A 12,708-nucleotide genomic window follows, 5' to 3' on the forward strand; every position below is an offset into this window, starting at 1 on the left:
AGGGTCGGACCGCCTGGGTGCGGCCCTAGCCGCCCCAAGCGATCAAATCAAATATAAAGATGTCTTTATATGTACCGACAAGGCTCAGTCGGCGGGGCCGGCTGGTCGCGTCGACACGGGCGATATGGCAGCGACCGTGATCGAGCCGGCCGGGCTTTCGCATGCTCCCTCGGGCAAGGCGGTGGCTATCCCCTGGCGCTGGGCGAGGAGGACAAGCCCCTCCTCTGATCCCGCCATCATCGCAGCTTCCCGTGCGAGAGAGGCGACGCCCGTGCAAACCTCTTTATTGCCCTGTCGCGCGCCATAAGCATTGGCAAGACTGGTCGCAAAGCCGTCATATCGGCGCTGCCCTTCGACGGGGCCGTGCGCCTTGAAGAAGTGAATCTTGAGTCGCTCGTTCATCTTCTGGATGGTCGGCTTGTTCGCGTTCAGAAACGCATTGTAGTCGGCCGTGATGTCAACATGCATGACCTGGCAGCGCAACGTCGCGACCATAAGCAGCGACTGAAAATCGCGGATCGTTCCCGCGGAAATCTCCTGATCGTTCCAGCATGCCGCCTGAACCGGCGCGGTCGCCAGTGCCACCGCCGCAAGTGCGGCGCCCATACGCTTGATCATACAAACCCCCGTGTCGCCCTGCGCCGTCAATCGGCGCCCCCGCGACAGGTGGGTTAAAGCACAGGATGGGTAATCAAATTCTCAACGAACAGAACGGCCTACCGCAAAATCGGGCACCTTCCCGAAACGAGCGGTCAGGCGTGGCCCGCCGTCGAGGCGAGCAAGCGGACATCGATCCCGGCGGTCGCGAAGGCGCGCGGCCAGCGCTCCTCGGGCGGTACGGCGAACAGCAGATCGGGATCCCCCGGTGTGTGAAACCAGCCGTGCTGCGTCATCTCGCCATCCAGCTGGCCGTCGCCCCAGCCGGCATAGCCGAGCGCAATCAGCCAGCGCGCGGGCCCGCTCCCCTCGGCCAGCGCGCGCAGCACGTCCAGCGTGCTCGTCAGCGAGAAAGCCTTGTTCACAACGACCGTATCCTCGCCCGTCCAGTCGCCGGAATGAAGCACGAAGCCGCGTTGCGGATCGACCGGCCCGCCGAGATGGATCGGCGCGTCGGGCGCCACCCCGGGCTCGATCTCCAATTGCTCCATCAATTGGTGGAGACGCAGACGCGGCACGATCTGTCCCACGCCGATCCCGAGCGCGCCTTCGGGGCTGTGAACGCACAGCGCGATCACGGCGTGCGCGAAACGGGGATCGCCGATCCCCGGCATCGCCAGCAGCAACTGGCCCGCCAGCGAGCGATATTCGAGGTCGGAGCGTGCCATGGCGGCCAGTATAAACGGGACAGGGAGCGGGTCCAGCCGCGGCCTTCCGCCGCAGCGGGGTGCCTGTTAGGACAGGCCATCCCTGCCCCTACGAGGACCAGCATGACCATATCCGTCGGCGATACGCTTCCCCCCGTGACCTTCATGACGATGACGTCCGATGGCCCTTCGCCCGTCGAGAGCGAGGCCTATTTTGCGGGCCGCAAGATCGCGCTCTTCTCGCTGCCGGGCGCCTTCACGCCGACCTGCTCGGCCAAGCATCTCCCCGGATTCGTCGAGAAAGCCGACGAGTTGAAGGCAAAGGGCGTGGACGAGATCGCCTGCACCGCGGTCAACGACGTGTTCGTGATGGGCGCCTGGGCCAAGGACCAGGGCGCCGAGGGCAAGGTCACGCTGCTGGCCGATGGCAATGCCGCGTTCGTCGAGGCGATCGGCCTGACGATGGACGGCAGCAAGTTCGGCCTCGGCACGCGCGGCCAGCGTTTTTCGATGATCGTCGACGACGGCAAGGTCACGACGCTGAACATCGAGGCGCCCGGCGATTTCCAGGTCAGCTCGGCCGATTATCTGCTCGGCCAGCTCTGACATGCCGACCTCGCGCAGCCTGAAGATCGTCGACGAGCTGGATGCGCTGTATCGCGCGTCGGTGACCCGGCTGCGCGAGGCTCTCGCCCGCTATATCGAAAAAGGCGAGCGGCCCGATCCGGCGGGGCGCGCCGCGGGCGCCTTCGCTTATCCGCAGATCAAGCTGCATTATGATGGCGAGCATGTCCCCGGCCCGTTGGGCCGCGCTTACGGGCGGCTCAATACGCCCGGCGACTATGCGATCAGCGTCACCCAGCCGGCGATGTTCCGCGACTATCTGGCGACGCAGCTCGACATGCTGATCGACGATTTCGGCGTCTGGGTCGATGTCGGCACGAGCAGCGACGAGATCCCCTATCCCTATGTGCTCGATTCGAGCCTCGATCTCGCCGACGTCCGCGCGATCGAGCTCGCCCGCATCTTCCCCTCGACCGAGCTGGAGCGGATCGGCGACGAACTCGCAGACGGCACCTGGACGCACGGCGACGATCAGCCGCGCCCGCTGGCTTTGTTCGATGCCGCGCGCGTCGATTTCAGCCTCGCGCGGCTGCGCCACTATACGGGCACTCCGCCCGCGCACGTTCAGAAGTACATCCTGTTCACCAACTATAACCGCTACGTCGACGAGTTCGTCGGCTGGGCCAAGGAGCAGCTGAAGCAAGGCGGCCGGTACGTGATGCTGAGCGGCGCCGGCGGGCTGGAGCTGCGCGCAGGCGATCCCGACCCAGAGACGGCGATCACCGATGCAGCCTGGAAGAAGCACCAGATGCCGGCCTATCATCTCGTCGCCGAGGACGGATCGGGCATCACGCTCGTCAATATCGGCGTCGGCCCCTCCAACGCGAAGACGATCACCGATCATCTCGCGGTCATGCGCCCCGAGGCGTGGCTGATGATCGGCCATTGTGGCGGCCTGCGCCCGAGCCAGCGGATCGGCGACTATGTCCTCGCCCATGCCTATCTGCGCGACGATCATGTCCTGGACGACGTGCTCCCACCCGAAATCCCGATCCCGGCGATCGCCGAGATCCAGCAGGCGCTGAGCAAGGGCGCCGAGAAGATTTCCGGCCAGAGCCGCGAGGAGCTGAAGGCGCGGATGCGAACCGGAACGGTCGTCACCACCGACGATCGCAACTGGGAGCTGCGCTACACCTCCTCCGCATTGCGCTTCAGCCAGAGCCGCGCCGTCGCGATCGACATGGAGAGCGCAACGCTCGCCGCCCAGGGCTTCCGCTTCCGCGTCCCCTACGGCACGCTGCTGTGCGTTTCGGACAAGCCGATCCACGGCGAGATCAAGCTGCCCGGCCAGGCCAATCGCTTCTACGAGCGCGCGATCGCCGAGCATCTCCAGATCGGCATCGCGGCGATCGACGAGCTGCGCCTCGGCGGCGAACAGCTCCACAGCCGCAAGCTGCGCGCCTTCAACGAGCCGCCTTTTCGGTGATTGGCGAGCCGCCTCGCGTCGAGGTCGCGATGGCGACGTTCAACGGCGCCCGCTACCTGCCGGAAATGCTCGCATCGATCGCGGCGCAGGACTGGCCGACGCTTGCGATCGTCGCATCGGACGACGGCTCGAAGGATGCCACGCTCGAGGTGCTGCGCAGCCTTCATGACATCCCGATCCGCATGATCGAGAATCCGGGGCCGCACGGCATCATCGAGAATTTCGCGCACGCCGTCGCGGCGACGACCGCGCCCTATGTCGCGCTGTGCGATCAGGACGATGTCTGGCGCGCAGACAAGGTCACGCGGCTGATGGCGGCGATGCAGGCGATCGAGGCGGAGCACGGCACGGCACGGCCCGCACTGGTCTTTTCGGACCTCGAACTGGTCGACGGCGCGTTGCAGACGATCGCGCCATCCTATTTCGCGCAAGGCGATGTCGATCGCCAGGCCCGCACGCTCGCCGATTTCGCGCTCGTCAATCACGTCCCCGGATGTGCGATGCTGGCGAACCGGGCGCTGATCGATCGCGCCTTTCCGCTGCCGCCCGGCTTCCATATTCACGATTGGTGGATGGTGCTCGTCGCGACCACCACCGGAACCATCGGCGCGGTTGACGCGCCATTGATCCGCTATCGCCAGCACGGCGGAAACAATATCGGGATCTTCGCTCAACCGCCGACGCTATGGGCGCGCCTCCGCCGCAAGCTGGCCAGCCCGCTTGGATATATCTCCAGCCGGCGCGATTTCTATCGTCAGTCCGCACATGTCACGCGTGCAACCCTGACAGCCCTCGAAGCTCGCGTCGGGCCCGAGCTGAGCGCGGAGGATCGAGCCTTGCTCGACGGGCTTCTGCGGGGTTCCTTCTCGCGCCGGCGGCGCGTGATGGCAGGCGCCCGGACGGGCCTGTCGCGCGCCAATCGACTGGGAACCCTCTTCTATCTCTGACGGCACGCGCATGTGCCGATGGCCCTACTCGGCCAGCGTCACCCGGTTGCGGCCTTCGCTCTTCGCGCGATAGAGCGCGCGATCGGCGCGCTCCAGCGCGTCTCGCAGCGAGCGGTGATCGGCGTCGAGCGAGGCCACCCCGAAGCTGGCGGTGATCGCGGGCATCCCCTGCGGATCGATGCTGGCGACGGTGAGCAGGCTACGCACGCGATCCATGCGCTGGCGCAGGACCGGGCCGTCGACGCCGATCGCCAGGATCGCGAATTCCTCGCCACCCAGCCGTGCGAGCAGATCGCCGGATCCCGTGGCGCTGCGCAGCGTCTCGGCGAAGCGCGCGAGCGTGGCGTCGCCGACGGCATGGCCATGGCCGTCGTTGATACCCTTGAAACCGTCTATGTCGGCGATGGCGACCGCCGCCGCGGTCCCGCCCGACGCGCGGAACCGATCGAGCAGGTGCCGCGCGCCTTCTTCGAACCCGCGGCGGTTCCAGACCCCCGTCAGCGCATCGGTGCGCGCCAGACGCTCCAGCGCCTGCGCGCGATCCTCGTTCAGGCAACTCATGATGACGACGCCGCACAGCACGAGCAACGGGACGAACAGGGACGAGGTGAACTCCAGCATCGCGACCGACGGGAAGCGCAGCGCAACGATCGCCAGCGTCAGGCACAGGCTGGCGAACAGGCCGCAGATCAGCGCGCCGATCCAGGCCGAGGGCGAGGCGTGGCGATGCCGCGGACCGACGGCGACGGCGGCGAGCGCGCCGCCGCCTGCGATGACGACCATCGCCATCGACGATCGCAGCATCGGATCGGAGAGCGCGAGATCCTGGAGAAGGCTGACGCCGATCGCCGTGCCGACCCAGATCGCCAGCATCACCACGCCGCGATCTGGCTTCTCGGCGCGCTGGCGCACGCCGCGGGCGCCGAGCAAGGCGGCGGCGAACCAGCAGAGCGCCAGCGCGGCGCCGGGGAAGACGAACCGGATCGCCAGCACCGCCTCGATCGCTGTCGTGGCCCAGCCCGCGCCGACGACGACGAAGGCCCAGAGCCAGCTCGCCGCATGATCCGCGCGGCCCATGCGTCGCCACTGCTCGTACGTGGCGACTGCGAACAGTGCACATACGAGGACCGGCACGAAGATCGCGGCACCGACTGACATCACCGGGATGAACGTCCTGGCCTAGCGACGCGCCCGATGCGCGACGTCCAGACGTGCCTTACCCGCGACAGGCAAATATTCGCTTAAGCCGCACAACATCCACACCCCCCGGTGCGCGCCCTGCGGGTTTGCGCACCAGTTCCGGGGTTTACGATTCGTTGAGCGACTCCGCCAGCAGAAAGGACGAGATTTCTGCGCCGAGTTCGTGCCGCAGCACCGCGGTCATGTGATTGCCCGGGATCGCGACGAAGCGGCCGTCCGGAAGCGCCTCGGCGAGGCCCTCGCCCGAACCATTGTCCTGATCCTCGGCGCCGTTGAGCACGAGCACTGGAGTCGCGATCCCGGCAAGCGCCTCGCGCGACGTATCGACGAAGCTGTCGAGCAACGGGATCATCGCCTTGGGATCGCCGCCTGTCGTCTTGAGGAAGGCCTCCGAAAACCATTCGGCGGAGCCACGGGGATTGCTGCCGAAATTCTCGAGCACCTTCCGGAAGAAATCGCCCCTACCGGCGGTGTGGAGGATGCCCCCCAATCCCATGCCCGACAGGATTGCGCGGCGCGGGCGGGCGCCGCGGGCGAGCATGCGCAGAACGGTCCGACCGCCCAGCGAGTAGCCGCCGAGATCATAATCGACGAGGCCGAGATGCGCGAGCAATGCCTCGCCGTCATCGGCGAGGATGTCGGGCGGATAGGCCGCGGGATCGTGCGGCGCGCCGCTGCGGCCGTGCCCGCGCAGATCGGGCAGGATCAGGCGGAACCCCGCCTCGACGACCCGCGCGGCATGCCCATAACGAATCCAGTTGGTCCAGGCGTTCGAAAAGAGGCCGTGGATCAGGACCAGCGGACGCGCGCCGACATCGCCCATCTCGACATAAGCGAGACGCGTGCCATCGGCGGCGGGAAAGAAGATCGGCTCGGGTTCAGTCGGGGAGCTTGCCAACGGCCTGGATCCATCTGTCGGTGGTGTTGGGATTGTCTTCGGAGCGGGTGCCGGGGAGATGGGACGTATCGGCCCAAGCCGGCAGCATGCTCTCGACGGCGAAATGGTGCGTCGGCACGAAGCGCGTCGGATCATCGAACGACCCGAGCGTCAGATCGATGTTCGTCGCCCCTTCGAGGAAGACGAAGCCGAGCGGCGTGCCGCAGGACGAACAGAAAGGCCGGCGCGCGATCGGTGAGGACTGGTACCAGTCGGGCGCATGCTCCCAGCGCACCTGCCCGACGGGCACGTTAACGAAGGCGATCGATGCGCCGCCGGTCGCACAACGGCACATCCGGCAGTGACACAGATAGGCGTCGTCGCTGTCGATCTCGGCCGTGTAGCGGACGCGGCCGCACTGGCAGCCGCCGGTCATGCACGTCATCGCATCCCTCCGGCCGCATGCCGCCAGCAACAGCGAGCGATCGCTAAAGCCGCAATTGTCTCAGGCAACGCGTCCCGAAAACATCGCGGGCACGAAATGATGTTTCGCGCACGTCGGGCACGTGACGGCTCGGAGAAGAGCATCGCGGCGATCGATCTAGGCGTGACGAAAGGCATGGGTCCGACTCGCTGCCAGGCGGACGACCCAAGTCTCACGAAAAATCCGACATTGCAAAGCGCGGCGAAGAAGCCGCGGCTCAGGCCTCGAGTTGCCGGATCAGCAGGCGCACATCGGCATCGAGCTCGGCATCGGCCGCGCGCAGTTCCTCGATCCGCTTGACCGCGTGGATCACGGTCGTGTGATCGCGCCCGCCGAACCGGCGGCCGATCTCGGGCAGCGAGCGCTGAGTGAGCTGCTTGGCAAGATACATCGCGATCTGGCGAGGACGCGCGACTTCGCGCGCGCGGCGCGCCGAGCCCATTTCCGACTGGCGGATCCGGTAATGATCGCAGACGCGCCGCTGGATCTCGTCGATCGTGACGCGGCGCTGGCTGGCGCGCAGCTGATCCGCGAGCGCCGCCTGCGTGAATTCCAGATCGATCGGACGCTTCGAGAGATGCGCGAAGGCCAGAACGCGCGTCAGCGCGCCTTCCAGCTCGCGGATCGACGCCGTAAGCCGCTTGGCGAGGAACATCACCACGTCGTTCGGCACGACGACGGCCGGCTGCGTCTCCAGCTTCTTGAGGATGATGTTGTAGCGCAGCTCGAAATCGGCGGTGTTTACGTCGGCGACGAGACCCCAGGACAGGCGCGAAAGGATCCGGCTTTCGATCCCCTCCAGATCCTGGGGGCTGCGATCGGCGCTGATGACGAGCCGACGCCCGGCCGAGATCAGCTCGTTCATCGTGTGGAAGAATTCCTCCTGCGTGGAATCCTTGCCGGCGATGAACTGGACGTCGTCGATCAGTAGCAGATCGGCTGCGCGCAGCCGCGCCTTGAAGCTGTGCGTGTCCTTGGCGCGCATCGCTGCCACGAACTCGTACATGAACTTCTCGGAGGTCATGTAGATGACCTTGGAGCCCGGATGGCGCGCGCGATAATCGTGGCCGATGGCGTGCATCAGGTGCGTCTTGCCCAGCCCCACGCCGCCATGAAGGAAGAGCGGGTTGAAGCCGAGCTTGCCGCCTTCGGCCAGCGTCTTGGCCGCATTGTAGGCGAGCTCGTTCGCCTTGCCGACGACGAAGCTGTCGAAGGTGAAGCGATCCTCGAGCTGGCTGCCGCGATCGATCTCGACGACGACGGGCTCGGGCGTCACCGCGTCCGGCGCGGGCGCATCGATGGCGAAGATGGCGCGGACCGGAGCATCGCCGCGCGCCTCGACAAGGATTTCGCCACAACCCGGCAGGGCCGCGTGCCACGCGGCGGCGAGCTGCTCGGCGAAATGGCTCTGGACCCACTCGGCGAGAAAGGCGGACGGCGCGATCAGGCGCACGGCGCCCGATTCGGAATCTAGGCCAGCCAATTCGAGCGCCTTCAGCCAGCCATCGAACGAGCGCTGGCCGCAGCTCTTGCGCAGCGTGTCCCGCACGGCCTGCCACGCGGCGTCGACCGTGAGGGGAGCCGCGGCCGCCGCATCCATCTGCCTGGCCCTCATTGCTTCACGCACGCGCACGTCTCTCCCGTTCGCGCCGGCGATGTCCGTGGCGCGTGGTTTGGCATTAATGAAGAATGCCCCCACGCAACGGCCCCCCGTACGCTTCGGCTCTCGCAATAATATGGACGCTGGATCGGAGAATCACCCGTCCGGCAAAGCCAGACTAAGGACGTCCTGACCGGGCAATCAAGCGGTCAAATCGTCACCGATCTGAAATAAACCCGCTTGACAGGGGCAGACATCAAAAATCGCTGAGATTTTTTTCAAGTAGTTGAAAATAAAGGGAGATTTTTATGACATCTCGGAGAATCATTTGTTTTCCGAGGGATGCGTCCGACATTGCAGACGCAGCAAAAAGCCCGCCGATCTGCGCGATCAGCGGGCTTGCAAATCAGCTCCGATTTGGAGCCTGATATGAGTTAGGCGAGTGCGGAGACCGCCTTCGTCAGCCGCGCGAACTTGCGCGAGACGGTGTTCTTGTGGAGCACACCCTTCGACACGCCACGCGCCATTTCCGGCTGCGCTGCGGCGAGCGCTGCCGCAGCTGCTGCCTTGTCGCCGGCGCCGATCGCCGATTCGACCTTCTTGACGAAGGTGCGGATGCGGCTGACGCGCGCGCCGTTGATTTCGGCACGGCGATCATTGCGGCGGATGCGCTTCTTGGCTTGCGGCGTGTTCGCCATTCTGTCGAAACCCTCGGGCTAAAATTGGAAGAGCGGCGCGAGGCAAGCCCAGCGCCGGGAAGCGGGCCCACTACAGAAAGGGGGCTGTTTCGTCAACCTTGCGGGCGGGCGGGGGAAAGGGAACAGCTTGTTCACGCAGAGGCGCAGAGGCGCGGAGAGGTATCGGGCACCTAATGCGCGCCGATCCTCTCGGTAGAAAAGGCCTCCGGCCGGAGGCCCATCGAATTTCTGTTCCTCCGCGTCTCCGCGTCTCTGCGTGAACAGCCTTCTTACTTCTGACACTTTGGACACCAGAAGGTCGATCGCCCGCCGTCCACCTGCCGCGCGACGGTACCGCCGCATTCGCAAGGCTCGCCCTCGCGCCCATAGACGCGGAACTGCTTCGAGAAATAGCCAAGCTGGCCATCGGGCCGCGCATAATCGCGTAGGGACGAGCCGCCCGCCTCGATCGCAGCCTCCAGCACTTCGTGGATCGCCGTCACGAGCTTCTTCAGCTTGCCGAGCGACACCGATCCCGCCGGCGCGCGCGGATTGATACGCGCGACGTTGAGCGCCTCGCACACATAGATGTTACCGAGTCCCGCGACGATGCGCTGATCGAGCAAAAGAATCTTGATCGGCGCGTTGCGATTCTCGAACTTTTTGGCGAGAAAGGCCGCGGTCAGCTCGTCGCCGAGCGGCTCGGGGCCGAGCGCCTTGAAGGCGGGAAAGTCGGCCAGTTCATCGGTGCGCACCAGATCCAGCGAGCCGAAGCGGCGCGGATCGCACAGGGACAACCGCCTGCCCTGCTCGGTCGCCAGCACGAGATGATCGTGTTTGCCCAATTCCTCCGGATCGACGCGCCAGCGCCCGGACATGCCGAGATGGAAGATCATCGTGTCGCCGCGATCAGTATCGATCAGCCCATATTTGGCGCGGCGGTGCAGGCCGATGACGCGTGCGCCGGTCATGCGCTGGCGCAGGTCCACGGGGATGGGGCGGCGCAGATCGGCGCGGCGCGGCTCGACGGCGGTCAGCCGCTCGCCTTCGAGGACGGGCCGCAGCCCGCGCACGGTGGTCTCGACCTCGGGAAGCTCGGGCATGACCGGCCGCTAGCCCATTCCCGCCCGCCCCGCTATGGCGCCGATCCATGAGCGAAACCGTGTCGTTCGGCTATGCCGAGGTCAGTCCCGAAGAGAAGACGCAGAAGGTGGGCGAGGTCTTCGCCCGCGTCGCGCGTCGCTACGATATCATGAACGATGCGATGTCGGCGGGCATGCACCGTTTGTGGAAGGACCGCTTCGTCGCGCGCGTGAAGCCGCGCGAGGGCGAGGCGATCCTCGACATGGCGGGCGGCACCGGCGACATCGCCTTCCGCATGGCCAAGCGCGGCGCGGCCGTCACCGTCTCGGACATCAACCCGTCCATGCTCGGCGTCGGCCAGGACCGCGCCGCCAAGAAAGGCATCGAGGGGCTCGCATGGAGCGAGCAGAATGCGGAGATCCTGAGCTTCGCCGACCGGAGCTTCGACGCCTACACGATCGCCTTCGGTATCCGGAACGTGACCGACATTCCCGCGGCGCTCAGCGAAGCGCACCGCGTGCTGAAGCGCGGCGGCCGCTTCTTCTGCCTGGAGTTCTCGACGACGCTCTGGCCGGGCTTCGCCGACATTTACGACGTCTATTCGCACAAGGTGGTGCCCAAGCTCGGCAAGCTGATCGCCGACGACGAGGAGAGCTACCGCTATCTGATCGAGTCGATCCGCCGCTTTCCCGGCATGGACCGTTTCAAGGCGATGATCGGCGAGGCCGGCTTCGTCCAGGCCAAAGCCGAGCCGATCCTGGGCGGGCTCGTCGCGATCCATTCGGGCTGGAAGATATGAGTAACGTTCCTCCCCCACAGGGGGAGGGGGACCATCCGCAGGATGGTGGAGGGGTATTCCCGGTCGAGGGGCAATCTTCCATCGCGAGCGGTGACACCCCTCCACCGCACTTCGTGCGGTCCCCCTTCCCTTCCAGGGGAGGACTTGTTCTTTGACCTCGCCTTTCGTCCACAGCTTCCGGCTGCTGCGCTGGGGCCGCATCCTCGCCAAGCATGGAGCGCTCACGGGGATCGAACGCGATCCCAACACGCCCGCCGCCGTGCGCCGCCTCGTCCGCCTCGCCCGCTTCGGCGCGCGCGTGCCGGCGCAGCCGCGTTATGCCGATGCCTTCCAGGCGATCGGCCCGGCCGCGATCAAGCTCGGCCAGGCGCTGGCGACGCGGCCCGATCTCGTCGGCGAAGTGGCCGCGCTCGATCTGACGCGGCTGCAGGACGCCGTCCCGCCCGCCCCCTTCGCGCTCGTCCGCGCCGAGATCGAGCGCAGCCTGGAGATGTCGATCGAGCAGGCTTATGCCGCCTTCGATCCCGAGCCGGTCGGCGCGGCCTCGATCGCGCAGGTCCACCGCGCGACGACGCACGAAGGGCTGGATGTCGCGGTCAAGGTGTTGCGGCCGGGCATCGAGGAGGACCTCGCCCGCGCGATCGAGACCTATGAGTGGGCGGCGGCGCAGGCCGAGGCGCTCGGCGGCGAGTTTTCGCGCCTGAAGCCGCGCCTCGTTATCGCCCATTTCCGGCAGTGGACCTCGCGCGAGCTGGATCTGCGCCGCGAGGCAGCCTCCGCCTCCGAGCTCGCCGAGAATATGGCGGCCGAGCCCGGCTTCACCGTGCCGACGATCGACTGGAGCCGCACCACGCGCCGCGTGATGACGCTGCAATGGGTGCCCGGCATCAAGCTTTCCGATCGTTCGGCGCTGATCGCCGCTGGGCATGATCCGCATAATCTGGCCGCGATCGTCGTGCGCTCGTTCCTGCGCCAGGCGATCATGGACGGCTTCTTCCACGCCGATCTTCATCAGGGCAATCTGTTCGCGCTCGCCGACGGGCGGATCGCCGCGATCGATTTCGGGATCATGGGGCGGATCAACCGCCAGGCGCGGCTGTGGCTCGCCGAGATCCTCCACGGGCTGCTGACGGGCAATTACAAGCGCGTTGCCGAGATCCATTTCGAGGCGGGCTATGTGCCCTCGCACCACAATCTCGCCGAGTTCACCACCGCCTTGCGCGCGGTCGGTGAACCGATCCGCGGCCTGCCGGTCAAGGACGTGTCGATCGGGCAGATGCTCGACGGTTTGTTCGCGATCACGCGCGATTTCGACATGGAGACGCAGCCGCATCTGCTGCTGCTCCAGAAGACGATGGTGATGGTCGAGGGCGTCGCCTCGATGCTCGATCCCGACATCAACATGTGGGAAGTCAGCGGGCCGTTCGTGAAGGAATGGCTGCGCGACGAGCTCGGCCCCGAGGCGTTCCTCGCCGATCGCCTGACCGAGGACATGCGCACGCTCTTCCGCCTGCCGGAGCTCGTTCGCCGGATCGAGGCGCGCTATCCTGCGCCCGGCGCCGCCCCCCCGCCCCCGCCGCTCCGGCAGGTCGAGGTCGTGCGATTGGGCGGCGGCTGGCGCTATGTCGTCGTCGCGCTGCTCGCCGGCATCGCCGGCGCGGCGATCACGCACCTGCTGCTGTGACCG

Annotated in this window: 13 protein-coding genes; 5 read left to right on the forward strand and 8 right to left on the reverse strand. The window is 66.4% G+C overall.

Features of this window, described 5'->3' with window-relative positions:
- Positions 1-84 precede the first annotated feature (84 nt).
- Entirely contained in the window at positions 85-648 is a 564-nt protein-coding gene (locus tag Q4F19_RS03115; protein ID WP_303539707.1) for a hypothetical protein, read from the reverse strand.
- Positions 649-752: 104 nt separating this feature from the next.
- Positions 753-1,325, reverse strand: coding sequence for a YqgE/AlgH family protein (locus tag Q4F19_RS03120; RefSeq protein ID WP_303539709.1), 573 nt, complete (start codon positions 1,323-1,325; stop codon positions 753-755).
- A 102-nt stretch (positions 1,326-1,427) separates the two neighbouring features.
- Here Q4F19_RS03120 and Q4F19_RS03125 point away from each other — a divergent pair, with 102 nt between their 5' ends.
- Genes Q4F19_RS03125 through Q4F19_RS03135 form a run of 3 tightly spaced genes read left to right on the forward strand, consistent with a single transcriptional unit; the run spans position 1,428 to position 4,301 of the window.
- A complete protein-coding gene (locus Q4F19_RS03125) occupies positions 1,428-1,910 on the forward strand; it encodes a peroxiredoxin (RefSeq protein ID WP_303539711.1) in 483 nt (160 codons plus the stop codon).
- A 1-nt stretch (position 1,911) separates the two neighbouring features.
- Positions 1,912-3,354, forward strand: a complete 1,443-nt coding sequence (locus Q4F19_RS03130) for an AMP nucleosidase (protein ID WP_303539713.1) — start codon at positions 1,912-1,914, stop codon at positions 3,352-3,354.
- Positions 3,351-4,301: a glycosyltransferase family 2 protein gene (locus tag Q4F19_RS03135; RefSeq protein WP_303539715.1), complete on the forward strand. Its 951-nt coding sequence runs from the start codon at positions 3,351-3,353 to the stop codon at positions 4,299-4,301. Before Q4F19_RS03130 ends, Q4F19_RS03135 begins: the two co-directional genes overlap by 4 nt.
- 24 nt (positions 4,302-4,325) lie before the next feature.
- Here the strand turns inward: Q4F19_RS03135 and Q4F19_RS03140 are convergent, their stop codons facing one another.
- The 6 genes from Q4F19_RS03140 to mutM all read right to left on the reverse strand — a co-directional run bounded on the left by Q4F19_RS03140 (position 4,326) and on the right by mutM (position 10,242).
- A complete protein-coding gene (locus Q4F19_RS03140) occupies positions 4,326-5,459 on the reverse strand; it encodes a GGDEF domain-containing protein (RefSeq protein WP_303539716.1) in 1,134 nt (377 codons plus the stop codon).
- Positions 5,460-5,607: 148 nt separating this feature from the next.
- Positions 5,608-6,399: an alpha/beta fold hydrolase gene (locus Q4F19_RS03145; protein ID WP_303539719.1), complete on the reverse strand. Its 792-nt coding sequence runs from the start codon at positions 6,397-6,399 to the stop codon at positions 5,608-5,610.
- Positions 6,380-6,814: a GFA family protein gene (locus Q4F19_RS03150; RefSeq protein ID WP_431312359.1), complete on the reverse strand. Its 435-nt coding sequence runs from the start codon at positions 6,812-6,814 to the stop codon at positions 6,380-6,382. Before Q4F19_RS03150 ends, Q4F19_RS03145 begins: the two co-directional genes overlap by 20 nt.
- Positions 6,815-7,079: 265 nt before the next feature.
- On the reverse strand, positions 7,080-8,477 hold the full coding sequence (gene dnaA / locus Q4F19_RS03155; protein WP_431312360.1) for a chromosomal replication initiator protein DnaA: 1,398 nt from the start codon (positions 8,475-8,477) through the stop codon (positions 7,080-7,082).
- A 419-nt stretch (positions 8,478-8,896) separates the two neighbouring features.
- Positions 8,897-9,160: a 30S ribosomal protein S20 gene (rpsT, locus tag Q4F19_RS03160; RefSeq protein WP_303539724.1), complete on the reverse strand. Its 264-nt coding sequence runs from the start codon at positions 9,158-9,160 to the stop codon at positions 8,897-8,899.
- Positions 9,161-9,429: 269 nt separating this feature from the next.
- Positions 9,430-10,242: a bifunctional DNA-formamidopyrimidine glycosylase/DNA-(apurinic or apyrimidinic site) lyase gene (gene mutM, locus Q4F19_RS03165; RefSeq protein ID WP_303539726.1), complete on the reverse strand. Its 813-nt coding sequence runs from the start codon at positions 10,240-10,242 to the stop codon at positions 9,430-9,432.
- Positions 10,243-10,289: 47 nt separating this feature from the next.
- Here mutM and Q4F19_RS03170 point away from each other — a divergent pair, with 47 nt between their 5' ends.
- The gene (locus tag Q4F19_RS03170; RefSeq protein ID WP_303539727.1) at positions 10,290-11,021 is read left to right on the forward strand and encodes a class I SAM-dependent methyltransferase; all 732 of its coding nucleotides are present in this window, start codon (positions 10,290-10,292) and stop codon (positions 11,019-11,021) included.
- A 151-nt stretch (positions 11,022-11,172) separates the two neighbouring features.
- Complete coding sequence (ubiB, locus tag Q4F19_RS03175) at positions 11,173-12,705, forward strand: 2-polyprenylphenol 6-hydroxylase (RefSeq protein ID WP_303539728.1); 1,533 nt, start codon at positions 11,173-11,175, stop codon at positions 12,703-12,705.
- The last annotated feature ends 3 nt before the right edge of the window (positions 12,706-12,708 follow it).

Origin of the sequence: Sphingomonas natans (genome assembly GCF_030546695.1) — a bacterium.
GTDB classification, from domain to species: domain Bacteria; phylum Pseudomonadota; class Alphaproteobacteria; order Sphingomonadales; family Sphingomonadaceae; genus Sphingomonas_I; species Sphingomonas_I natans.

Coding starts and splice junctions, on each gene's coding strand:
- Q4F19_RS03120 (WP_303539709.1), bottom strand. CDS start 1,325: ATGGCACGCTCCGACCTCGAATATCGCTCGCTGGCGGGCCAGTTGCTG.
- Q4F19_RS03125 (WP_303539711.1), top strand. CDS start 1,428: ATGACCATATCCGTCGGCGATACGCTTCCCCCCGTGACCTTCATGACG.
- Q4F19_RS03130 (WP_303539713.1), top strand. CDS start 1,912: ATGCCGACCTCGCGCAGCCTGAAGATCGTCGACGAGCTGGATGCGCTG.
- Q4F19_RS03140 (WP_303539716.1), bottom strand. CDS start 5,459: ATGTCAGTCGGTGCCGCGATCTTCGTGCCGGTCCTCGTATGTGCACTG.
- Q4F19_RS03150 (WP_431312359.1), bottom strand. CDS start 6,814: ATGACCGGCGGCTGCCAGTGCGGCCGCGTCCGCTACACGGCCGAGATC.
- dnaA (WP_431312360.1), bottom strand. CDS start 8,477: ATGAGGGCCAGGCAGATGGATGCGGCGGCCGCGGCTCCCCTCACGGTC.
- rpsT (WP_303539724.1), bottom strand. CDS start 9,160: ATGGCGAACACGCCGCAAGCCAAGAAGCGCATCCGCCGCAATGATCGC.
- mutM (WP_303539726.1), bottom strand. CDS start 10,242: ATGCCCGAGCTTCCCGAGGTCGAGACCACCGTGCGCGGGCTGCGGCCC.
- Q4F19_RS03170 (WP_303539727.1), top strand. CDS start 10,290: ATGAGCGAAACCGTGTCGTTCGGCTATGCCGAGGTCAGTCCCGAAGAG.